Here is a 24,064-nt window from a genome sequence, read left to right as displayed (position 1 = left end):
GCGACAAAAATGTCTTAATGGCGAATTTTTACCATTTTAGAAAGGTGGCATTTTTTGATTTTTCAGAAAGTAACTTTGCTTAAAGCAGAATCATTTGAAAATAAACAGCTAAAAAGATGAGTAAAATTATCTTTTTATCCAATTTTCAGCAATTAGCAAACATAATCAATAACAGATATTTTCACCTTTATCCGTATTCAGTGTTTTACTCAAATTTATAGTGACTTTTACTATTTATTATCAGATATGTGAAATACTGATTAGAACACTTCGTTTTCAAGCCTTTGATTTTTTTCGGTAATACTTTTCTATTACGCTGTTTTTAAATTTTACACCGATGTTTCATAAACGATATGAGCAGTTGTTTTATCATTTTTACCACTATCAATATCATTAAGTAAAAAATAAAATCTACATTTGGTCGAAACCAAAAAATCACATCCAATTTAACTGCTTCAAAATTACAATTCCAATAGCAGAACTTATAATCGCACCGATAGTTGTAATACCAACAATATTTGCGGCGGTTTTGGCATTGCCCCCCATACTACGTACCATTGGATAACTGGCAACAGCAACTGGAGTGGCACTCATTAAAAAAATTACACCTAAACTGATGTTATCTAAATTAAATAATCGTGCAAAAATTACCATTGCTAATGGAGCGAAAAAAATACGCCCAATACTGGATTGAAAAGCAATTTTTGAAGAAGTATCCATTCCTTTTAAATCCAAGCTAGCTCCAGTGCAAAGTAGTGCTAAGGGTAATGTCATTCGAGAGAGATAATCGCCAGTGCTGATTAGAGATTTAGGAATAGTGAAACCAAGTTTGCTAACGATTAAAGCCAACACAATTGAGATAACCAGTGGGTTTTTCGCAATTTGGCGTAGGATATGTACTATGTTTGTTTTTCCGTTGGTAGCGAGTGAACGGCTTAGTGTAATTACGGCTAAAATATTATATAAAATAGTAATTACAGCAGTATAAACTGAAGCCGTGGCTATGCCGGAAGATCCATAAGCATTGGCACAGAGTGATAACCCGATAATGCCACTATTACCACGGAAAACGCCTTGCACGAAAGTGCCTCGTTCACGTTTATCTTCAATATATTTAGCAGCGTAAAATTCGGATAGTAAGAAAATAATGATACATCCTAGGTAACCAACAGACACCATTTTGAGCTGTGCAGCATAATCAGTGGGATGTTGCACAATACTGAGGAAGAGCAGTGCAGGTAAGGTGATGTTGAAAACTAATTTTGATCCCTGTTGACTGAATTGTTCGTTGATCATTCCGATACGACGCAGATAGATACCTAAAAATAGCATTAAAATATTTGGTAAAGTCACGCCGATAGAAAATGATATGGATGATAGAAATCCCTCCATTTTTACCTCACTTGTCGGGTTAATATAGCAACGAGGAGTTAGCTCATTGTGAGTAAAAAAAGTGTGCTGATGAAATTGATCAGCACACGTTGCCATTATTTTATGTTTCGTGAGAAACGTTAATTGAAAGGGAATTAACCTAAAATTTCTGCCAATTTTGCGCTGACGGTGTCAACGGTTAATGTACCATCAAGACGGAAATAAGCTGTTTGGCCGGCATCCGCTTCTTTTTTATAATAATCAACTAATGGTTGAGTAGTTGAATGATACACTTTTAAACGATCTAATACGGTTTCAGGTTTATCATCAGCACGGATAATTAAATCTTCACCGGTTATATCGTCTTTACCTTCTACTTTTGGTGGATTGTAAACAATATGGTAACTGCGTCCTGACGGCTGATGTATACGACGACCGCTCATACGTTCAACGATCACTTCGTCTGGCACGTCAAATTCCAATACAAAATCAATAGTAATGCCGGCTGATTTTAAAGCATCTGCTTGTGGAATAGTGCGTGGAAAACCGTCTAATAGGAAACCTTTAGCACAATCAGGCTGTGCTACACGATCTTTAACCAATGCGATGATTAAATCATCCGGCACTAATTTACCAGCATCCATTAAGACCTTCGCCTGTTTACCTAAATCAGAGCCTGCTTTAATTGCTGCACGCAACATATCTCCGGTTGATATTTGTGGAATACCGTATTTATTCATAATAAATTGGGCTTGTGTGCCTTTGCCTGCGCCGGGTGCGCCTAAAAGAATAATTTTCATAGATACCTCTTGTTGTCAAAAATATGAATACCTTACCTGTATGTGGTAGTAAACACAAGCTAAATTAAAAATTTATTGCTCAGTTGTTGTTGCTTTGTAAGGAGCAACCCAAAGCAAGCATAACATCCCTGGAATCGCCAACACGAAACAGAGTAGATAAAAATGATAATAACCTAATTGCTCAATCAGCCAACCAGCACTTGAACCTAATAATGTACGAGGCAGTGCTGCCAAACTGGTGAATAACGCCAATTGAGTGACAGTATAAAGAGGGTTGGTTTCTCTTGCCATAAAGGCAACAAAAGCAGCAGTACCTAAGCCGATGCCAATATATTCGCCACCGACTACCAAAGCTAACGCAAGTAATTCAAAATGTCCGATTTGTTGGAATTGTCCAAAATGTGCCAACCAAGCGAATCCTAAAATAGTTATAATTTGAACTAGTCCGAACCACCATAATGCTTTATTAATGCCAAATTTTAACATTAAAATCCCACCTACAATGCTTGCGATCAACATTGGCCATAAACCGGCGTTTTTAGCGATTAAAGCAATATCCAAACTACTGTATCCCATATCAATATAAAAAGGAGTCAATAGTGCAGTTGCCATAGTGTCGCCGAGTTTATATAGACACATAAACGACAAGACTAAAATCAGCTGTTTTGCTCCTTTGCGTTGGTAAAATTCGGTAAAAGGCTCAATGACAGTCTGTTTTAACGTTTTTGGTGGTGTTGCTTTTAGTAACGGTTCTTGTGCGATAAAAAGCGTTGCTAGTAAACCGGGAAACATAAAGAATGCAGTGATGATGAAGACACTATGCCAGCTGTAATAAGCACTTAAAAAAATAGAAAGTGAAGCTGGCACCAATCCGGCAAGACGATAGGCATTAACGTGGATGGAATTGCCTAAACCTAATTCATTATCGCTTAAAATTTCACGCCGATAGGCATCTAGTACAATATCTTGTGTAGCGGAGAAGAATGCCACAATGATGGAAAGGATAGCGATTGTTTTTAAATCTTGTTGAGGGGTTAGACAAGAAAATGCCAGTAGAGTAATCAGTAACAGTAATTGAAATAGAAAAATCCAACCACGTCTCCGACCTAATAGCGGTAAAGCATATCGATCCAGCAGTGGAGACCAAAGAAATTTCCAAGTATAGGGTAAGTTAATTAAGGTGAACAAACCGATAGTCTTCAGATCAATCTGTTCACTACGTAGCCAATAGGGAATCAGGCTGACTAAAATATAGAGCGGTAAACCGGAACTAAAACCGGTAAATACGCAAATTAGCATATTACGACTAAAAATTTGCTTAGAAACGGAAGTATTTACCGGCATAAATTGTTCCTGATTACTCTTTATATCCGTTCGGATTATTTTTTTGCCAATTCCAAGTGTCACGCATCATTTGTTCCAAATCACGCTCAGTTTTCCAACCAAGTTCTTTTAATGCTAATGATGGATCAGAATAGCAAACGGCAATATCGCCTGGACGGCGGTCAGTTAGACGATATGGGATCTTAATATTATTTACCTTTTCAAAGGCGTGTACCATATCTAATACGGAATAACCGGTTCCTGTACCTAAATTATATATATGCAGACCAGCATCATTTTCGTGACGATTCAGTGCCTTAAGATGCCCGACTGCTAAATCAACCACGTGAATATAATCACGCACACCAGTGCCATCGTGGGTTGGATAGTCACTACCAAAGACGGAAAGTTGTTGTAATTTACCAATTGCCACTTGGCTGATATACGGCAAAAGATTATTTGGAATACCATTAGGATCTTCACCGATTAAACCACTTTCGTGCGCACCGACCGGATTGAAATAACGCAAGATGGTCATACTGAATTGTGGAATAGCTTTCACTACATCCATAATGATACGTTCCACCATAAATTTTGATGTGCCGTAAGGATTGGTTGTGCCTCCAACATTGCATTGTTCTGTAATAGGGATAATTTCCGGATCACCATAAACAGTGGCTGAGGAACTGAATACAAAATTGAAAACACCGGCTTGACGCATTTCATCAAGCAGCGTCAACGAGCCTTCAACATTATTACGATAATACTCAATCGGTTTGACCACGCTTTCGCCTACCGCTTTTAAGCCGGCAAAATGGATCACGGATTCAATTTTATGGTCGGCAAAAATGCGTTTTAATAAGGCACGATCCAACACATCGCCTTGATAAAATGTTACCGCTTTGCCGGTGATCTGTTTAACACGATCCAAAGATTTAGCTGAGGCGTTGGAAAGGTTATCCAACACCACCACTTCACGATTGGCATTGAGTAGTTCGACAACAGTGTGCGAGCCGATATAACCGGCACCGCCTGTAACCAAAACCGCCATTGTTACCTCCTTCGGTAAATTAATTTAATATTTTACGGTTAAGCCGAATTGTTCCAACTGAGCCTTAATTTTTTCCAATGACTCTTTTGTTGGCGGCTTAACATCTTCCAATTCATATTTTAAGCCGAGCGTTTCCCATTTATGTTTACCCAACTGGTGATAAGGGAGCAGTTCGACTTTTTCGATATTCTTCATATCTTTAATAAATTCGCCCAATAACTGCACCGAGTGTTCATCATCGGTGTAACCCGGCACGACCACATAACGAATCCAAGTTTTTTGGTTACGTTTTTGCAGATATTTAGCAAATTCCAACGTGCGTTTATTGGAAACGCCGATTAAATCCTGATGAATGCTGTCATCAAGCTGTTTTAAATCAAGCAGAACAAGGTCGGTTACATCGAGCAATTCATCGATCACCTGATCATAATGACGCACAAAACCGTTGGTATCTAAGCAAGTGTGGATACCCTCTTTTTTACAAGCACGAAACCAGTCACGAATAAATTCTGGTTGCAAAATAGATTCACCGCCGGAAGCGGTAACACCACCGCCGGAGGCATTCATAAAGTGGCGATAAGTCACCACCTCTTTCATTAACTCTTCAACGGTAATTTCCTTACCGCTATGCAAATCCCACGTGTCACGATTATGACAATATTTACAGCGCATTAAACAGCCCTGAGTGAATAAAATAAAACGAATTCCAGGGCCATCAACCGTACCGCATGACTCAAAAGAATGGATTCTTCCAACTGCTGACATTTTACCTGCCTTTATAATTATAGTATCTTCAAAAATTTTTTAATTTTAACTGAATTTGTTGTAAATGTCAGGCAGCGTTAATTACTGCTTTTTTGCGTTAAATCATCTGTTTGCATTAAATTGTATAACAATAGAAATTTTGTTCACTTACTTGGGTATAACTTTCCATTTAGTGGTTATAAATCTTACTTCTGTGGATAACTTTGTGGAAAAATTTAGATAAATTTGTGAAATGTGGTGGATGTATATTTTTTCTAATTGATTTTAAATAAAATTTTAACTATGACAGTTTTTGAGATTTTGTCTAATTTTTTATAAAATCACACATTGCTATTTCCAAAAGATTAATCTTTGGGTCATAAAAGTTTTAAAAAGCTGTTAAATTTAAAAAAATCAATACTGTTTTTTTATCCATATTGTGAGTTATTCAGAGAAACTGTGGATAAAATTGTGATTGAATGGCAGGAATTATGCGTATAATTAAATTAGCGTTGTTTTTTTAAACAGTGTGAAAAATAAATTTACTGATAAATCATTAGCTTAAAAATAATTGCCTAAAAAATAGTAAATTGGAAAACTCGAGTTTATTTTTTAATCAAATATTAAGGAGTCATCTTGAACGCCCCACTTACGGAATCACAATTAATGCAACGAGCTTATCAGCTTGCTGGCAGAACATTTGTTGATATTGCCGAGCAATTACATATTGTCGTACCACAAGATTTAAAACGAGATAAAGGTTGGGTAGGTAATTTAATAGAGTGTGCTTTGGGTGCATCTGCTGGCAGTAAGCCGGAACAGGATTTTGCCCATCTCGGTATTGAATTGAAGACTGTGCCGATTAATCGTTTTGGGGAGCCGTTAGAAACGACTTTCGTAAGTTTGGCACCGTTGATAGATAATAATGGCATTGTGTGGGAGTGTTCGCACGTGCGTTATAAATTGTCAAAAGTGTTGTGGATCCCAGTTGAGGGTGAACGAGGGATTCCATTGGCTCAGCGTCGTGTTGGACAGCCGATTTTATGGCAGCCGAGTGCAGAAGAAGAGGAGCAGTTAAAACAGGATTGGGAGGAGTTAATGGATTTAATTGTGTTAGGAGATGTAAAGAAAATCAATGCGCGTATAGGGGAGGTAATGCAGTTGCGTCCGAAAGGTAATAATAATCGAGCGATTACTAAAGCTATCGGACAACAGGGACAGATTATTGATGCGTTGCCATTAGGTTTTTATTTGCGAAAAAATTTTACTGCCAATATTTTGCGTAATTTTCAAAATAGAAGCTATTCCCTTTCACATCGTTAACTTTTATAGTATCGCCCTCTTGTCGCAGTGAAATAGGTGGCGAGAGTTTGATTAACTTTTAATTTGGAGCATTTATGTTGGAGTGGATCAGTAGCCCGGAAGCGTGGGTTGCTCTTTTTACCTTAACGGCGTTAGAAATTGTATTGGGTATTGATAACATTATTTTTATCAGTATTTTGGTGGGGCGTTTGCCTGTACATCAGCGCCAATCCGGACGAGTTTTAGGGTTAGGTTTGGCGATGGGAACACGTATTTTGTTATTGCTTTCATTAGCGTGGATTATGCGTTTAACCGAACCGCTTTTTTCCGTGATGGGGTATGCAATTTCTGGACGAGATTTGATTTTATTGATTGGTGGTTTGTTCCTATTGGTAAAAAGTACTTTGGAAATTCATCATAATATGGAAGAGAGTGCCAGTACAGAAGAAAAACCAGTGAAAACAGTGAATTTTATTGGTGTTTTAATCCAGATTGCATTGCTTGATATTGTGTTTTCACTCGATTCAGTGATTACTGCGGTGGGAATGGCTAATGATGTTGAAGTGATGATTTTAGCGATTATTTTGGCGGTTGGTGTGATGATGATTGCGGCAAAACCGATAGGAGATTTTGTAGAAGAACATCCGACATTAAAAATTTTGGCATTGTCGTTCTTAATTTTGATCGGTGTTTCTTTAATTGGCGAAGGTTTGTCGTTCCATATTCCGAAAGGTTATATTTATTTCGCTATGGGTTTTTCGGTTTGTGTTGAAATGATCAACCTAAGAATGCGTAAACATTTGAGCAAAAAGGGGTAAGGAGAAAAAAGCATACACTTGATCTGATAGTGTATGCTTTAAATCTAAATAGGTTATTTCTGATATTCAACAATCGGCGAAGTCAGCGGTTTGTCGTCAAAATAGGCTTCGGAGTGATAGCTAAGACGACCATCGACAAACCAAGAAATCACTTGCGGATAATAACGCTGTTCATACTGTTTGACTCGATTGCAGAGCGAATCTTCATCATCTGTCGCCAAAATCGGCACTTTGCACTGAAATACTACCTGCCCGCCGTCCATCTCTTCATTGACAAAATGAATACTGAAACCGTGTTCACTGTCGTGATTTTCCAATGCACGTTGATAGGTGTGTAAGCCGGGATATTTAGGCAACAGAGAAGGATGAATATTGAGAATTTTTCCTTCAAAACGTTGTGTGAAAGTGGCAGTTAAAATTTTCATATAACCGGCAAGCACAATCAGATCAACTTGATATTGTTCTAAAATATCGGCAATCGCCATATCCATTTGTTGATTATCAGCATAAGATTTACGTAAAAAAGTATGCGTCGGGATATTGGCGTTTTTAGCACGTTGCAGACCATAAACATCCGCTTTATTGCTGATTACGGTAACAATATCGGCATTAAGTCTACCGGCATTACAGGCGTTGATAATCGCCTGTAATGTTTGTCCTTCGCCTGAAATCAGAACGGCAATTCTTTTTTTATTTGATAACATTAGCGGATAATTACCTGTTTTTTGTCTTGTTCATCAAGGTGTCCAATTTGCCCGATAACCCACGCTTTTTCGCCGGTTTGAGCGAGTAGAGCAAGTGCGGTTTCAACATCTTCTTGCGGTAGTGCGATCACCATTCCGACACCACAGTTGAAAGTGCGATACATTTCGTGAGTATCGACATTACCGTTTTGTTGTAACCATTTGAAGATTGCCGGCCATTGCCAACTCTGTTCATTAATAACGGCACGAACGTGATCCGGCAAAACTCTAGGGATGTTTTCCCAGAAACCGCCACCAGTAAGATGAGCAATAGCGTGTACATCAACACGTTTAATTAATTGCAAAATAGATTTCACATAAATTTTTGTTGGAGCGAGCAGATGTTCTGCTAACGGTTTGCCCTCTAAAAGAGTTTCGGAGGCAGAAACTTTTGCCACTTCAAGAATTTTACGAATTAATGAATAACCATTAGAGTGTGGACCGGAAGAGGCTAACGCAATTAATGCGTCACCGACACGAACTTCGCTGCCGTCAATAATTTCATTTTTTTCTACCACACCGACACAGAAACCGGCAAGGTCATAATCGTTAGCGTGATACATTCCCGGCATTTCGGCAGTTTCACCGCCGATTAATGCACAACCGGATTGTTCACAACCATCGGCAATACCTTTGATCACATCACTGGCAACATCGACATCCAATTTACCGGTGGCGTAGTAATCCAGGAAGAAAAGCGGCTCAGCACCTTGAACAATTAAGTCATTGACACACATCGCAACCAAGTCGATACCGATAGAATTATGTTTGTGCAGATCAATCGCTAAACGTAATTTTGTGCCGACACCGTCTGTTCCGGACACCAAAATCGGCTCTTTATATTTGGCAGGAATAGCACACAATGCGCCAAAGCCGCCCAATCCGCCAATCACTTCAGGGCGACGAGTGCGTTTAACGTGAGGTTTGATACGATCAACTAATTCATTACCGGCATTAATATCGACACCAGCATCTTTGTAACTTAAAGTTTGTTTGTCCACTTTTGCTCCTTTGCAGGGTTTATAGATGATTTCGGGCGCAGATTGTACCACGATTACGCAATCGTTTGCGATATTGATCAAGGGGAAAACGGAGAAATATTTTGAGGTAGATTAGGTTATTGTCATATTTTTCCGTTATTCGCTGGCTATTTTCAGTGTGAAAGTATAAAATCGTGCGATTTTTTTAAATTTTAGAGGACAGCAAAATGAAGATCGTTGAAGTGAAACATCCGCTTGTAAAACATAAACTCGGCTTAATGCGAGCGGCTGATGTCAGTACTAAACAATTTCGTGAATTGGCTACAGAAGTGGGCAGCTTGTTGACTTATGAAGCAACCGCCGATTTAGAAACTGAAGTGGTAACGATTGAAGGTTGGTGCGGTCCGGTACAGGTGGATCGTATTAAAGGTAAGAAAGTGACAGTTGTGCCGATTTTACGTGCCGGTCTTGGAATGATGGAAGGCGTTTTAGAACATATTCCAAGTGCGAGAATCAGTGTTGTTGGAATGTATCGTAATGAAGAAACTTTAGAACCAGTGCCTTATTTCCAAAAATTGGCGCCGGATATGGAGGAGCGTTTGGCGATTATTGTCGATCCAATGCTGGCAACTGGTGGGTCAATGATTGCAACTATCGATTTATTGAAAAAGGCGCAATGTCCAAAAATTAAAGTGTTAGTGTTAGTCGCTGCGCCGGAAGGTATTCGTGCGTTACAGAATGCACATCCGGACGTGGAACTTTACACCGCATCCATTGATGATCATTTGAATGAAAACGGTTATATCATTCCTGGTTTAGGGGATGCCGGCGATAAGATATTCGGTACTAAGTAGTATTGAATATCTTTTTTTTAGTTAATTTATCCAGAGAGGTGAAACTATTTTATGAGTCAAGATACTCAATCTCAAATTTCTGAAAGTAAAGTGAAGCAGGCGTTTGTTGGTCTGCAAATGTTGTTTGTTGCTTTCGGTGCATTGGTGTTGGTGCCGTTGATTACTGGTTTGGACAGCAATACGGCATTGTTAACTGCCGGTGTCGGTACGTTGTTATTTCAATTATGTACCAAACGCCAAGTGCCGATTTTCTTAGCATCGTCTTTTGCCTTTATTGCACCGATTCAATACGGTATTGCCACTTGGGGCTTGCCGGTGACACTTGGCGGCTTAACCTGTGCCGGATTGGTGTATGTGGCGTTAAGCGCGTTGGTGAAAATGAAAGGTGTGGAGGCTTTGCAAAAAGTCTTTCCGCCGATTGTGGTCGGTCCGGTGATTATTATTATCGGGATGGGGCTGGCACCGGTTGCCGTGGATATGGCATTGGGTAAGAACAGTAATTACAGCTATGATCAGGCGATTTTGGTGTCAATGATCACGTTGCTGACAACCTTATGCGTGGCGGTTTTTGCTAAAGGTATTATGAAATTAATTCCGATTATGTTCGGTATTGCCGCCGGTTATATTGTTTGTGCCTTTATGGGCTTAATTAACTTGCAACCGGTTTATGATGCACCTTGGTTCAGTTTGCCAACAATTACGACTCCGGAATTTAAGTTGGAAGCGATTCTTTATTTGCTACCGATTGCGATTGCTCCGGCGGTTGAACACGTTGGCGGAATTATGGCGATCAGTTCGGTAACCGGAAAAGATTTCTTACAAAAACCGGGATTGCATCGTACCTTGCTTGGTGACGGTGTGGCAACTTCAGTGGCATCATTCTTGGGTGGACCGCCGAATACCACTTATGCAGAAGTGACCGGTGCGGTGATGTTGACGAAGAATTTCAACCCGACCATTATGACGTGGGCAGCGGTTTGGGCGATTGCCATTTCGTTTTGTGGTAAAGTCGGGGCATTTTTATCCACTATTCCAACTATCGTAATGGGCGGCATTATGATGTTGGTATTCGGTTCGATTGCTGTAGTCGGGATGAGCACCTTAATTCGTGGCAAAGTGGATGTGACTGAATCTCGAAACCTTTGTATTATTTCTGTGGTAATGACATTCGGTATCGGCGGAATGTTTGTCAATTTCGGCGAAGTGTCATTAAAAGGAATTAGCCTCTGTGCGATTGTGGCGATTTTGTTGAACTTAATTTTGCCGAAAGCACAAAAAACAGAAAATTAATCGCTAAATCATCAAAACAGGCGGTTTGAGTGCTTGCTCAAGCCGTCTTTTTTCTTTATTCTTATAACCAATTTTTTGCCGGCTATTTTAGGTATTTGTTTGCAATATCAATACATTTTACCGATTTACGAATTTGATCCTGAAACATTTGATAATTTTGATGCAGACAGCAATCAGTTGTTATGTAATTCGCTGTTTGAGAATTTTGCTCATCTGCAACAAAATTTTTTCTATATTTGGGGAGCGAAAAGCAGCGGTAAAACGCACGTGTTGAAAGCCGCTAATAATCTGTTTCTGCAACAGGAACGTAGCGCAATTTATATCCCTTTGACCAAAACCCACTATTTTTCACCGGAAATTTTAGAAGAATTGGAAGAGCTGGATTTGGTCTGTCTTGATGATTTGGGGGCGATTGCCGGCAATGATGAATGGGAAGTGGCGATTTTTGATCTGTTTAATCGCATTAAAGAAACCGGCAAAACCTTGTTATTGATGAGTGCCGATCAGCCGCCGCAACAGTTACCGATTAAATTGCCCGATTTGCGTTCCCGTTTAAGCTGGGGGGAAACTTATCAGCTGGCGGAACTTTCGGATGATAAAAAAGCCGCTGTTTTGCAACAGGCGGCTCGTAAACAAGGATTGGAATTGCCCGATGAAGTGGCAAAATTTTTGTTGAACCGTTTGGATCGTGATTTAACCTACCTTTTTTCTGTGCTTGAGAAGTTAGATAAGGCTTCGTTACAGGCACAACGCAAATTAACTATTCCGTTCGTTAAAGAGCAACTCCATTTATAAATTATTTGCCTAATTGGACATTCAATTCGCCGATTTTTACCCCTAGCAAACCTAAAGAAACTGGATCAAGTGATTCGCCTAAGAATTTAAACAGTGTTTCTAAATCATCAAACTGTTGAGAAAATTCAACTTTATCTTCTACTTTACGGCTAAAGTGAAAGCTAAGTGCGGTGTCGTTATAGTGTGCATCCAGTTGTACATAAACGGTCTCAAATAAATGATTTCTTGCCCCTTCTTCACCCGGATCGCTCTGGCGTACCACCCAGCTGTTTTGGTAGAGAGGGTAAGTTTGATTTTCTGCTGATTTACTCATTCGTGCTTCCTTATATAGCCAATAAAAAGGTGCGCATAGTATAGTTTCTCCCTTTATTCAAGTAAATAACTTGCTTATAATCTAAGGGTTTTTGATTAAGGAGTAGGGTATGTTGGCTGTATTTAAAGAGTGGTACCGACGCCGTTTTAGTGACCCGCAAGCGGCTGGACTGTTCAGTCTGTTGTTGATAGTTTGTGTCGGATTTTATTTTTTTAGCGATCTTTTCACACCGTTATTGATTGCGATTGTGTTGGCATACCTATTGGAATTACCGATTCAGTATCTGACGACAAGATTTAAATTTCCGCATTTATTGGCTTTAGCATTGGTACTGGGCGGTTTTATCGCTGCAGTGCTGTTTGTCTTTATTGTGATGATTCCGACTCTTTGGAATCAAACCGTAAACCTATTGAAAGATCTGCCGACAATGAGCAATCAGTTGCATCAATGGGTGCTTTCTTTGCCGGAAAATTATCCTGAGTATGTGGATTACGCAATGATTGATACCGTTTTTAATGGTTTACGTGAGAAAATTCTCGGTTTCGGTGAGTCGGCATTGCGTTATTCTTTAACTTCTATTGTCAGCTTGGTCACATTGGGCATCTATGCCTTTTTGGTGCCGTTGATGGTTTTCTTTTTATTGAAAGATAAAAACTATCTGATTTCCGGTGTGAGCCGTTTTCTGCCTAAAAATCGCCAATTAGTAAATCAGGTGTGGGATGAAATGAAACAGCAGATTGCCAATTATATTCGCGGCAAGGTTGTTGAAATTGTGGTGGTAACAGCGGTCAGTTATGTTACTTTCCTGATTTTCAAACTGAATTACTCTTTATTGCTGGCGGTAGCGATTGGTTTATCGGTGTTAGTGCCTTATGTCGGCGCTGTCTTGGTGACGATTCCGTTGGCGTTGGTGGCACTGTTTCAGTTCGGTTGGTCAGCAACGTTCGGTTATTTAATGCTGGTTTATACCATTACCCAAATTTTGGATGGTAATTTATTAGTACCGTTGCTGTTCTCGGAAGCGGTTAATCTGCATCCGTTGGTGATTATTGTATCGGTTATCTTTTTTGGCGGTTTGTGGGGCTTTTGGGGCGTGTTCTTTGCCATTCCGTTGGCAACGCTGGTGAAAGCCATTATCACTGCGTTGCCTCCGGTCACCGGCTCTGATTAACGTAGTGCCAGTTTGCGGCGTAATCCTCTTAAGATCAGGAATAACCAAGGCCATAAAACGCCGCTTAATACTGCACCAATAAATTCTTGCGAATCGAATACGGCGCTGTGTAAAAACAGTGCCAACAAGAAGATACTGCAACGGATTAGAAAAACGAACAAAATGACCAATAGGCTTTGTTGCCACAAAGAGAGATTGCGTAAAATCATCGAGTTAACGGCAATCAGATAGGCAAAAATGGATAAAATTAAGGTATGGATGCCCAAAATTGAGCCTAAAATCAGATCCCAAACCAAGCCGACTAAAAAGGCAATGCCGATATTGACTCTATTCGGAATTGCCATTACCCAATATAGCAAAACCAAAACCACCCACGCCGGACGGTAGCCTCTGAATTCCGCCGGCCAAGGCATAATTTCCAAGACAAAAGCGATCACGAAAGTCAAGGCGATCATCAGCCATTGAAATAACACATTTGCTTTCATAAAGATTCCTTTTATTCTTCCTCTATTTTCTCTTTAGCGGGCGTCGGCTGACGTTGTTCTAAAGGCGGATCATTCTCTTCATTGCCGCTTTTGTTTTTATCGTTATTTTGTTGAGATGAAGATAAACGCTGTTTAACCACCTCTTTAATTTGATTCGGTGAATTGTGTAAACGTTTGATGTCTTCGTTGGTCGGCCACAATAGTAACAAGTAACGTAAACGCTCCAATGAGGCGAGCGGCTTGGCGACCACTGTCGCAAAATAGTTATTGCCTTCTCGGGATACCGATTCAACAATTGCAACCGGATAGCCCTCCGGAAAACGATGCCCCAACCCGGAAGTGACTAATAAATCACCTTTTTCAATGTCGGCTGAACGGGATACATTATCTAAAACCAATTCGTCTGCACGACCGGTACCACTGGCGATAACACGAATATCGGAGCGTAATACTTGCAATGGAATGGAATGGGTTACATCCGAAATTAGCAAAATGCGACTGGTATTTTGTCCGACGGAGATAATTTGCCCGACCACCCCTTTTTCATCAATCACCGGTTGCCCGACATAAGCGCCGTCTTTTTCGCCACGATTAATCACTACCTGCTGACGATAAGGATCGGTTTCCGCCGTAAGCACTTCAGCAATTTTTTTATATTCATCGTGGCGTAGCGGTGAATTTAATAATAAACGTAGCCGCTGATTTTCTACTTTTAATTGATCAAGCAATAACAGATCGGCATTTTTTTCCAACAGTTGATCTTTTAAGACTTTGTTTTCAATTTGCAAGGTGTTGGTATCCACCAAATTATCAGAAACGCCGTCCAATAAAGAACGTGGCGTATTGGCTAAATAATAGATCCAACTCACCGCCGTTTCCAATAAACTGCGGAGCTGCAATAGATTACGTGTTTGCCCGTCGGAAAACATTAAAATAACCGATAATAGGGTTGCAAAAACTAATCGAACACCAAGAGAAGGGGATTTTGAAAAAATTGGTTTCATACTGTGAAAGCTAAAAATAGCGTAGCTTATTGCTAAGCCACGCTAAATGAATGATTTAAAAATTAATCGTCGCTGAAAATATCGCCGCCGAGTTTGTCGATCATCTCTAACGCTTCGCCACCACCGCGCGCTACGCAAGTTAATGGATCATCCGCTACAATCACCGGCACACCAGACTCTTTCGCTAACAGAATATCAATATTTTTCATTAATGCACCACCACCGGTAAGCACCATTCCACGTTCAAAAATATCGGCAGCCAATTCCGGCGGACATTGCTCAAGAGCAGTGCGTACTGCACGCACGATACCGTCAAGCGGTTGTTGAATTGCTTCCAAAACATCGTGAGTGTTTAAAGTAAAGGTTCTTGGCGCACCTTCCGCAAGATTATTACCTTGCACTTCCATTTCTAAGATTTCATCACCTTCGGCAATGTAGGCGGTGGCGAGTTCTTTCTTAATTTTTTCAGCAGTGATTTCACCGATAGATGAACCGAAAGTACGGCGGACATAATTGATAATCGAGTCATCAAACCGGTCACCACCAATACGAACAGAAGAGGAATAGACCACACCATTTAATGAAATCACGGCAACTTCGGTTGTACCGCCACCAATATCGATTACCATTGAACCTGTCGCTTCGGAAACTGGCAATTTTGCACCGATTGCTGCCGCCATTGGTTCTTCGATTAAATGCACTTCTCTAGCACCAGCTCCATAGGCGGATTCTTTGATTGCACGGCGTTCTACCTGAGTTGCACCGGCAGGAACACACACTAATACACGAGGGCTTGGACGCATAAAGTTATTACGGTGAACTTGCTTAATGAAATATTGCAACATTTTTTCAGTGACGAAGAAGTCGGCAATCACACCATCTTTCATAGGGCGAATGGCACTAATACTTTTTGGGGTTCTACCAATCATCAACTTCGCTTCGTGACCGACAGCAGCAATGCTTTTTAGCGAACCGACACGATCTTGACGAATTGCCACTACAGAGGGTTCATCAAGGACGATACCTTGCCCCTTAACATAAATAAGAGTATTAGCTGTTCCTAAATCAATAGAAAGATCATTAGAAAATAAACCACGAATTTTTTTAAACATAATTTTCCGCTTATTTGAGTAATTAAATTAGGGTTGTTTTTTTACAGTGAAAAAATTGGTGTAAATTTACCAAAAAATCAGGCTGTTTAATAGGGAGAGGATAGGATTTTTTTGATATTCTCTCCCTTCTAAAGGAGGTGTTTTGCGATACAGAGCGGTAAAAGGTAAAAAAACAGAGTGCAGATCACAAATATCATTTTTTCTAATTGATTTCTACCCCCCCCCCTAGGTAGAATGCTTATAACAAAAAGTCTTTTTATGAATTAACTTAGAAATTAAAGCTTAAGATAAGCAATAAGTTAGTCTAAAAAATGTGAGTAACTAAACTAAAATAAGGGGAAATATCTATGTTAATTAAATTAGATAGATCATTTTTTATGTATTTACCACTGATGTTGTCAATATCTTTTAATGTTTTTGCTAGGTACGAATCAAGTGACAGAGAACTTTGGGGGCAGAAAGATGGGAAAGGACGTCGTTTAACAGCTGAACTATTCGAATGTGCTCCTTGTGAGAGATTAAATATGATTGACAAAATACTTGGCATTGATTCTGCGTCCTTAGTAATTGATCCTAAGTCCGAAGAAATTTATGATCCAAGCGAGGATAGTTACTTGAAAAATACAGAATGGTACAGGAAGTTTGTCTATGGTATAGCTGATGACCAATATGACCCATATTATGACCCATATATAGAAGAAAAGAGAGAAGACTTTATAAAAAGTAACACAAGATTTGGTGTCATAGAAAAGGCGATAGAGGCGAACAAAACCGCAATTGGTGAGAATAAAACCGCAATCGGTGAGAATAAAGCCGCAATTAGTGAAAACAAAACCGCTATAACCAATAACACTAGTGCGATAGATGCGAATAAAACTGCTATAACAAATAATACTAATACGATAAATACGAATAGAATTGCTATAACCAACAATACTAATGCGATAAATGCGAATAGAACTGTAATAGAAAATCATGAAGATCGTATTCAACAACTTGAAAGCAGAAAATTAAATTTGGATAAGCAAATTAATCAATTACATCGCGATATAAAATCATTAGATGATCGTCTTGCTAGTGGGATTGCAGCTAGCAATGCAATGGCTGGTTTAGTTTCGGCGACTAAAGATGGAAAAAGTATGATTGCTGTCGGTTTAGGAACTTATCGTGATCGTAGTGCTATTGCGATAGGTATATCAAAATTGAGTAATGATGGGCGTTGGAAAGCAAAATTTAGTTTTGCAACAGGAATGAATGGTAGTAATAAAGATCTTAGTACATCAACTTCTATTGGCTATCAATTCTAATTGTTGTTGAATCTTAAATGAAAATGTTCCTTTTTTGTTTTTAGATTATTGATAAAGGTCTGGATAATGCTCCAGACCTTTTATTTTATTAAAGGGGATAATTAAGAAGCGCTTTCTTCAAAGACTGGCAACGGCTTGTGTTTACTTGCTACCAAGGTATAAATTACCGGTAATACAAATAAGGTAAACAATGTGCCGATAGCAAGACCGGATACGATGACGATACCGATACTGAAACGAGATACCGCACCGGCACCGCTTGCGTAAAGTAACGGAATCAAACCGGCGATCATTGCGGCGGTGGTCATCAGAATTGGACGTAACCGCACTTTTGCCGCATAGCTGATGGCTTCAATACGATCTTTTCCGAAAAGTAATTGTTGTTCTTTTGCTACTTCACACATCAAGATTCCGTGTTTGGTAATTAAACCAACCAAAGTAATCAATCCCACTTCTGAATAAATATTGAGCGTTGTACCGGCAATGCCGAATAACGACAGAATATTTAACATCAGCAAAGCACCACTGATTGCCAACGGTACAGAGATCATAATGACTAATGGATCACGCATTGATTCAAATTGAATTGAAAGCACTAAGAAGATAATCAATACTGCCAGTACGAAAGTAACTGCAAGCGCATTACCTTCCTGTACGAATTGACGCGCTTCGCCTTTGAAGTCATAGCTGTAATTGCTTGGCAACAAAGAAGCCCCTTCACCTTCAAACCACTCTACTGCATCCCCTACGGAGCTAGTTGGCATTGGAATTGCACTGATAACGGCGGAACTTAACTGATTGAAACGGCTTAAAGAAAGCGGTTCAGAGTTAATTTCCATTTTGATTAAGTTACCGAGCGGCACAGAGTCACCGTTTGCAGCAGTAACGAAATAGTTATTCAAATCTTCCGGATTTAAACGGTCTGCACGCGGTACTTCAGAAATGATTTTATAGGAACGTCCGTCGATACCGACACGAGTGATTGTGCCGCCGGCGAGATAACTTCCCAATAATTTACTGATCTGCTGCATACTGATACCGTAAGTACCTGCTTTTTCTTTGTCGATAGTAATGTGCATTTGCGGTGTATCGAATTTCAAATCAAGGCTGTTATAAATAAACTTACCGGATTTTCTTGCCGCATTTAACACTTGTTCTGCCACTAACGCAATTTTGTGAATATCATCCGCAGAGGTGATAACGAAACTGACCGGAGGTCCTTGTTCACCGGTTTCAATTTCCGGGAACGAGAAGCCGTTTACACTGATTTCCGGAATAGCTTTCGCTTTCTGGTTGATCTCATTTGCAATTTCAGTTTGGCTGCGGTCACGGTTGCTCCAGTTGGTCAAACTGGCGATTGCCAATGAACGGTTGGTACTCGGCACACCGGAAATCACCATAGAGAATTCCACTTCAGGCGTTTCTGAAAGGATTTTCTCATACTGTTTCATTGCATCCTGTACATAATCAATATTGGTATTAGATGGCGCTGTACCCAACGCTAAAATCGCACCTTTATCTTCATTCGGAGTTAATTCACTGGAAAGATTGCTCATCAGCACCGGCAAGCTGGCAAAAATCAATACTGCAAAGAAAATCACCAATTTACGGCTGTCCAACATCAATGCCAACATACGTTGATAGAGATCAGTTACGCTGTTCAAAGTACGTTCAACACGAATTTCCAGTTTGGTCGGATTGGTGTGAGCTTTGAGGATATTACCGCACATCATTGGTGACAGTGTTAACGCAATAATACCGGAAATAAACACCGCACCGGCAAGGGTTAAGGCGAACTCTTTAAACAGCGTTCCGGTAATTCCGCCCATCAACGCCATTGGCGAATATACTGCACAAAGCGCAATAGTCATTGAGATAACCGGAGTGGCGATTTCACGTGTACCGATAATTGCCGCACGGAATGGGGTTTCGCCCTCTTTGATATGTCGGTCGACATTTTCCAACACTACGATCGCATCATCCACCACCAGACCGATAGCGAGAATCAACGCCAGTAGCGTCATCAGGTTGATCGAGAAATCAAAGAATTGCAGCAACATAATTACCCCGATAAGTGAAATCGGAATAGTGACCACCGGAATAATCATTGCACGGAAAGAGCCTAAGAACATTGTGATCACGACAAGCACGATTACGGTTGCTTCAAAGATAGTGTGAATAACTTCGTTGATAGAGTCGTTAATCGCAATGGTTTTATCGTAAAGTACACGGCTTTCGATACTGTTAGGCAAGCTCTCTTTAATAGAGTTATAAAGTGGATAAATGTTTTTTACCACTGTCAATGGGTTAGCATCCGCCGCCGGCTCAATGCCTAAAACGACCGCATTTTCACCGTTTGCCGCTGCACGTGCGTTATCGCTCTCTTTATCCATATCGACTTTTGCAATATCGCCGAGTTTTACGATATTACCGTTTTTAGAGAATAGCACTAAGTTGCGCAACTCATCAGCGGATTTTGTCGTGGTTTCCACTTTGTTTTTATAGGTAACATAATAACTGTTGGCACTACCTGCCGCAGTCTGTACGTTATTTTGTGACAATGCTCCCATTACATCGCTGGCGGACAAGCCGAGCGCTGCCATTTTTTCAGGTTGCAGCCAAATACGCAAAGCGTAAGAAGCGCCTCCGAAAACTTCCACTTTTGCCACACCGGATACTGTAAAGAATTGTGGTTTGACAACACGTTCAATGTAGTCGGTAACCTGACTGGAATTTAATTCTTTCGAGGTGAAACCGATATACATAATACCGGAACCACCGGTAGAAGAGGTAATGGTCGGGTCTTCAATATCGGAAGGTAATTGCGAACGAACAGAGTTCACTTTTGCCAATACATCCGCCAAAGCACCGTTCGGATCGGCATTTAACTTCATTTTTACAGTAATGCGAGAAGAACCTTGCGCACTGGATGAAGACATATAGTCAATGTTATCCGCTTGCGCAACCGCCTCCTCGATTTTTGAAGTAATAAAGGCTTCGACAAGTTCTGCATCTGCTCCTGGATAAGCTGTTGTAATATTAATTACAGTAGTAACGAGTTTTGGATATTCCCGAACAGCCAGTTTTGATATTGCTTGTAGTCCCAGAATGACAATCAACAAGCTAATCGAAATGGCAAGCACCGGGCGTTTAATAAAAAGATCGGTAAATTTCATCTTTTTTCCTAATTTGCTAATACTTAAAGATTAGTTTTTGTTTCTGGTTCAGTAGCACCAATCACCGGTTTATCAACCATTCTGACATAACTACCGCCGCTGACATTTTGCAACCCACCGGTAATGATATAGGTGCCGGCTTTGAGTGCAGGGTTTGCTGCTAATTGGGCGTGAACACTGCGACGGTCTTTGGTTTGCACTGTGATTTGTTGTGCTTTATAGACATTATCTAGTGGTTGGTTACCGAGTTTCGCTTTATCTTCTTCTGTAAGCGGAACGAGGATATAAGCGGTTTCACCATACATATTGTAGCTGATAGCAACTTGAGGCACGACCACTTGATTGGTTTCGGTTTGACGTTCTACTTTAAGGTGAACGAACATACCGGAAATTAATTTGGTTTGCCCTTCAAAAGTCGCTTCCACTTCGACTAACCCGGTGGATTTGTTAATAGCCGGTTCGATCGCGGTGATTACTGCTGAGAAAGTTTCATCAGGATAAACATCGCTAACCGCTTTTACTTGCTGTTGTAGATGTAATTGACTAAGTTCGTCTTGCGAAATGCCGAAATTGACTTTCATTTTGCTACGATCTTCAACACGTACAATTTCAGTACCGGCAGTAACGTATTCACCGACATTCACTTTAATAATACCGGCTTCACCATCGAACGGCGCAACAATCTGACGACGCTGAATCGTTGCTTTTAAACCATTGACAGTAGCAACCAAGTTTTCATAAGTGGCTTTTGCATTATCCAATTCAGTTTTTGAAACGCTATTGGTTTTCATCAAGGCAAGGTAACGGTTATAAGTCAATTTAGCCGCCGGAAGTTTTGCTTCCGCCGCAACCAGATTGGCTTTTTCAACTGAGTTATCCAACTCAACCAACACTTGCCCTTTTTTCACGTGCTGACCGGATTGGATATTAACACTTGTTACTGTCCCAGTACCTTGGGAGCTTAGCATCGCACCTTGATTTGGACGCACTAATGCTGTGCTGTTAATCACTGGTATCCAGTCTTGTGGTTCGATTTTTATTGCCGTAATTGGAATAATGCTAGGTGGCATATTGTTTAAAAATTCGTTAGTTTTTACTTTTTTAATAAAATGCGCAGCAATGACTAACGCAAATATCAATAGTGTGACTAACAAAACGATTTTTACAACAAAGCGTTTTGAAAGACGAGGCTTTACAGCCTGATTTTCAGTCATTTAAATTTCTCCGTACTAAAAAATAAATCATATTTAAGAAAGAGGTAAGATAGCATTCCAGCTATGTTGAATAATCTTTTCCAGATCCTGTGCATTACTTTTCATCCGTAAATGAAGATCTTTTTCTGCCATATTGATTGCACTTTCTAAGCTCAAACTGAACAAAATATCTGGATGTAGATCGGAAATTTCACCGCTTTGTTTTCCTTTTTCGGTTAAACAATGCCAAGCATCATCCGTAATATTCAAGCACTCTTCGATAATATTGTAAAAATCTGGTAGAGCGCGATATTGATTCATTGTTAAAATGACTTGAGGATTAGCGTGCAACCAGTGCCATAAATTCCACCACATTTGACGATATTGTTGAAATAGTGGTAAATCCGGATTAATTCCTTTATTAACACAAGTTTGGAAGCGTTGGAAAAGATCAAAGGCAAGACGTTGCAATAATTCTTCTTTGCTTTTGAAATAGATATATATAGTGCCGGCAGCAATTCCTGCTTCTTTAGCGATTTTTTGCATAGAGAGTTGGTGTACGCCATATTGAGCAATCAACTTTTCTGTTGCACGAAAAATCTGCTGAAGCATTTCGTTTTCTGCTGTCATTATGAGTTTTTTCTCCTATTAAAAGGTATGAATGAACGTTCGTTCATTCTATTTTTTTTGTGATCAATGTCAAGGTTTTCGTGAAAGTTTAAATGGTATTTGTTAGAGGAGTATTAGTTTTAATACTCATTGAGTGAATAATTAAAAAATCCCACATTTTTAGCAATAAAAATGTGGGAAAAAAGGAAAGTCAATGTCGGAGGAAATTATTTTTTATCCATTGGTTCAAAATCACGTTGTGCTGCACCGGTATAAATTTGTCGAGGACGTACAATTTTGAAATTGCCTTGATTGTACATTTCTTTCCAGTGTGCAATCCAACCAACTGTACGACCTAAAGCAAACATTACGGTAAACATTGAAGTTGGAATACCAAGCGCTTTTAAGATAATACCTGAATAGAAATCAACGTTTGGATAAAGATTCTTTTCAATAAAGTACGGATCGTTAAGAGCAATACGTTCCAGCTCCATTGCTACATCAAATAATGGATTATCAATTTTCAGTTCCTGCAATACTTCGTGGCAGGTTTGACGCATTACTTTAGCACGAGGATCATAATTTTTATAAACACGATGACCAAAGCCCATTAAACGGAATGGATCATTTTTATCTTTTGCTCGGGCAATAAATTCAGGAATACGATCAACTGTACCGATTTCTTCCAACATATTAATGCAGGCTTCGTTTGCACCACCGTGAGCAGGCCCCCATAAAGAAGCAATACCAGCGGCGATACACGCAAATGGGTTTGCACCGGAAGAGGCGGCTGTACGTACGGTTGAAGTTGAAGCATTTTGTTCGTGGTCAGCGTGAAGGATAAAGATACGATCCATTGCTTTTTCAAGAACTGGGTTGACGATATATGGTTCGCAAGGTGTAGCGAACATCATATAAAGGAAATTACCCGCATAAGATAGATGATTTTGCGGGAACATAAATGGTTGACCGATAGAATATTTATAACACATTGCAGCAAGTGTCGGCATTTTTGCCAATAGGCGAATTGCTGTCAATTCACGGTTTTTAGCATCTTTAACATCGATAGAGTCGTGATAGAACGCTGCTAATGCACCACTAACACCGCACATTACCGCCATAGGGTGAGAGTCACGACGGAAACCGTTAAAGAAGCGACTTAATTGTTCGTGTACAAGAGTGTGTCTTTTTACTAATTGAGTGAATTCTTTGTATTGCTCTAAATTCGGACGTTCACCGAAAAGCAGTAAATAGGCAACTTCAAGATAATCAGCATTTTCTGCAAGTTGATCGATTGGATAGCCACGATGCAATAACACGCCTTTGTCTCCATCGATATAAGTGATGGAAGATTTACAAGTGGCGGTTGACATTAAACCCGGGTCGAATGTGAATAATTTTTGTGAAGTTAATGATTGCACATCAACCGCATCATAACCTAACTCAGCGCGATGTACATTCAAATCATATTCTCTTCCATCACTGATAGTTAGCTTTGCAGTAAGTTCTGACATAAATTCCTCCTTCTTGTCTTTTTTAGAAAAAAGTTAGCATGATATTGTGGGTTTGTTTAACTGTATGTTAATAAGTTGTTATGCAATATAACATCATTATTTTTTGCTT

The 24,064-nt window shown here is 39.8% G+C and carries 22 protein-coding genes; 7 read left to right on the top strand and 15 right to left on the bottom strand.

Going from position 1 to position 24,064, the window contains the following annotated elements:
• Positions 1 to 435: 435 nt before the first annotated feature.
• The 5 genes from JP36_RS09545 to pflA form a co-directional block, all read right to left on the bottom strand.
• Positions 436 to 1,488, bottom strand: coding sequence for an AEC family transporter (locus JP36_RS09545; protein ID WP_234702186.1), 1,053 nt, complete (start codon positions 1,486 to 1,488; stop codon positions 436 to 438).
• Between the two features lie 38 nt (positions 1,489 to 1,526).
• Positions 1,527 to 2,171 (bottom strand): adenylate kinase, encoded by a 645-nt coding sequence (gene adk, locus JP36_RS09540; RefSeq protein ID WP_039174173.1) that lies wholly within the window; start codon positions 2,169 to 2,171, stop codon positions 1,527 to 1,529.
• A 72-nt stretch (positions 2,172 to 2,243) separates the two neighbouring features.
• On the bottom strand, positions 2,244 to 3,515 hold the full coding sequence (locus JP36_RS09535; RefSeq protein WP_039174172.1) for an AmpG family muropeptide MFS transporter: 1,272 nt from the start codon (positions 3,513 to 3,515) through the stop codon (positions 2,244 to 2,246).
• 13 nt (positions 3,516 to 3,528) lie between these two features.
• Positions 3,529 to 4,545 (bottom strand): UDP-glucose 4-epimerase GalE, encoded by a 1,017-nt coding sequence (gene galE / locus JP36_RS09530; RefSeq protein ID WP_039135495.1) that lies wholly within the window; start codon positions 4,543 to 4,545, stop codon positions 3,529 to 3,531.
• A 24-nt stretch (positions 4,546 to 4,569) separates the two neighbouring features.
• A complete protein-coding gene (pflA, locus tag JP36_RS09525) occupies positions 4,570 to 5,310 on the bottom strand; it encodes a pyruvate formate lyase 1-activating protein (RefSeq protein WP_039135492.1) in 741 nt (246 codons plus the stop codon).
• 615 nt (positions 5,311 to 5,925) lie between these two features.
• Between pflA and mutH the strand changes: the two genes are divergently transcribed.
• Together mutH and JP36_RS09515 are read left to right on the top strand one after the other, a co-directional pair.
• Positions 5,926 to 6,612 (top strand): DNA mismatch repair endonuclease MutH, encoded by a 687-nt coding sequence (gene mutH / locus JP36_RS09520; protein WP_039135489.1) that lies wholly within the window; start codon positions 5,926 to 5,928, stop codon positions 6,610 to 6,612.
• A gap of 74 nt (positions 6,613 to 6,686) precedes the next feature.
• Complete coding sequence (locus JP36_RS09515; RefSeq protein ID WP_021460797.1) at positions 6,687 to 7,409, top strand: TerC family protein; 723 nt, start codon at positions 6,687 to 6,689, stop codon at positions 7,407 to 7,409.
• A gap of 53 nt (positions 7,410 to 7,462) precedes the next feature.
• Here the strand turns inward: JP36_RS09515 and purN are convergent, their stop codons facing one another.
• Together purN and purM are read right to left on the bottom strand one after the other, a co-directional pair.
• A complete protein-coding gene (gene purN, locus JP36_RS09510; protein ID WP_039174170.1) occupies positions 7,463 to 8,113 on the bottom strand; it encodes a phosphoribosylglycinamide formyltransferase in 651 nt (216 codons plus the stop codon).
• A complete protein-coding gene (gene purM / locus JP36_RS09505) occupies positions 8,113 to 9,153 on the bottom strand; it encodes a phosphoribosylformylglycinamidine cyclo-ligase (RefSeq protein WP_039174168.1) in 1,041 nt (346 codons plus the stop codon). The genes purN and purM overlap by 1 nt, the downstream gene beginning before the upstream one ends.
• Positions 9,154 to 9,359: 206 nt before the next feature.
• On the opposite strand from purM, the gene upp reads away from it, so the two are divergent.
• The 3 genes from upp (at position 9,360) to hda (ending at position 12,071) form a co-directional block, all read left to right on the top strand.
• Positions 9,360 to 9,986 (top strand): uracil phosphoribosyltransferase, encoded by a 627-nt coding sequence (upp, locus tag JP36_RS09500; RefSeq protein ID WP_013745231.1) that lies wholly within the window; start codon positions 9,360 to 9,362, stop codon positions 9,984 to 9,986.
• A gap of 51 nt (positions 9,987 to 10,037) precedes the next feature.
• Positions 10,038 to 11,276, top strand: coding sequence for a nucleobase:cation symporter-2 family protein (locus JP36_RS09495; protein ID WP_039138717.1), 1,239 nt, complete (start codon positions 10,038 to 10,040; stop codon positions 11,274 to 11,276).
• Between the two features lie 93 nt (positions 11,277 to 11,369).
• A complete protein-coding gene (hda, locus tag JP36_RS09490; RefSeq protein WP_196247511.1) occupies positions 11,370 to 12,071 on the top strand; it encodes a DnaA inactivator Hda in 702 nt (233 codons plus the stop codon).
• Between the two features lies 1 nt (position 12,072).
• On the opposite strand, the gene JP36_RS09485 is transcribed toward hda, so the two are convergent.
• A complete protein-coding gene (locus JP36_RS09485; protein WP_039174166.1) occupies positions 12,073 to 12,384 on the bottom strand; it encodes a DUF5377 family protein in 312 nt (103 codons plus the stop codon).
• 109 nt (positions 12,385 to 12,493) lie between these two features.
• On the opposite strand from JP36_RS09485, the gene JP36_RS09480 reads away from it, so the two are divergent.
• Positions 12,494 to 13,555, top strand: a complete 1,062-nt coding sequence (locus JP36_RS09480) for an AI-2E family transporter (protein ID WP_013745227.1) — start codon at positions 12,494 to 12,496, stop codon at positions 13,553 to 13,555.
• On the opposite strand, the gene mreD is transcribed toward JP36_RS09480, so the two are convergent.
• The 3 genes from mreD to JP36_RS09465 form a co-directional block, all read right to left on the bottom strand.
• The gene (gene mreD, locus JP36_RS09475) at positions 13,552 to 14,040 is read right to left on the bottom strand and encodes a rod shape-determining protein MreD (RefSeq protein WP_013745226.1); all 489 of its coding nucleotides are present in this window, start codon (positions 14,038 to 14,040) and stop codon (positions 13,552 to 13,554) included. The genes JP36_RS09480 and mreD overlap by 4 nt on opposite strands.
• A gap of 11 nt (positions 14,041 to 14,051) precedes the next feature.
• Positions 14,052 to 15,044 (bottom strand): rod shape-determining protein MreC, encoded by a 993-nt coding sequence (gene mreC, locus JP36_RS09470; RefSeq protein ID WP_039174165.1) that lies wholly within the window; start codon positions 15,042 to 15,044, stop codon positions 14,052 to 14,054.
• Positions 15,045 to 15,106: 62 nt separating this feature from the next.
• Entirely contained in the window at positions 15,107 to 16,159 is a 1,053-nt protein-coding gene (locus JP36_RS09465; RefSeq protein WP_039087557.1) for a rod shape-determining protein, read from the bottom strand.
• 344 nt (positions 16,160 to 16,503) lie between these two features.
• Between JP36_RS09465 and JP36_RS09460 the strand changes: the two genes are divergently transcribed.
• Positions 16,504 to 17,463, top strand: coding sequence for a YadA family autotransporter adhesin (locus JP36_RS09460; protein ID WP_039174163.1), 960 nt, complete (start codon positions 16,504 to 16,506; stop codon positions 17,461 to 17,463).
• 101 nt (positions 17,464 to 17,564) lie between these two features.
• On the opposite strand, the gene JP36_RS09455 is transcribed toward JP36_RS09460, so the two are convergent.
• The 4 genes from JP36_RS09455 to JP36_RS09440 form a co-directional block, all read right to left on the bottom strand.
• Entirely contained in the window at positions 17,565 to 20,639 is a 3,075-nt protein-coding gene (locus tag JP36_RS09455) for an efflux RND transporter permease subunit (protein ID WP_039174157.1), read from the bottom strand.
• 23 nt (positions 20,640 to 20,662) lie between these two features.
• Positions 20,663 to 21,853, bottom strand: coding sequence for an efflux RND transporter periplasmic adaptor subunit (locus JP36_RS09450; protein WP_039174155.1), 1,191 nt, complete (start codon positions 21,851 to 21,853; stop codon positions 20,663 to 20,665).
• Between the two features lie 33 nt (positions 21,854 to 21,886).
• Positions 21,887 to 22,462 (bottom strand): TetR/AcrR family transcriptional regulator, encoded by a 576-nt coding sequence (locus JP36_RS09445; RefSeq protein WP_039089696.1) that lies wholly within the window; start codon positions 22,460 to 22,462, stop codon positions 21,887 to 21,889.
• Positions 22,463 to 22,668: 206 nt separating this feature from the next.
• Positions 22,669 to 23,955: a citrate synthase gene (locus JP36_RS09440; RefSeq protein WP_039174154.1), complete on the bottom strand. Its 1,287-nt coding sequence runs from the start codon at positions 23,953 to 23,955 to the stop codon at positions 22,669 to 22,671.
• Positions 23,956 to 24,064 lie beyond the last annotated feature (109 nt).

It is taken from the genome of Gallibacterium genomosp. 1, from assembly GCF_000771875.1.
Lineage (GTDB): Bacteria > Pseudomonadota > Gammaproteobacteria > Enterobacterales > Pasteurellaceae > Gallibacterium.
This window is presented reverse-complemented; position numbering and strand designations above follow the sequence as displayed.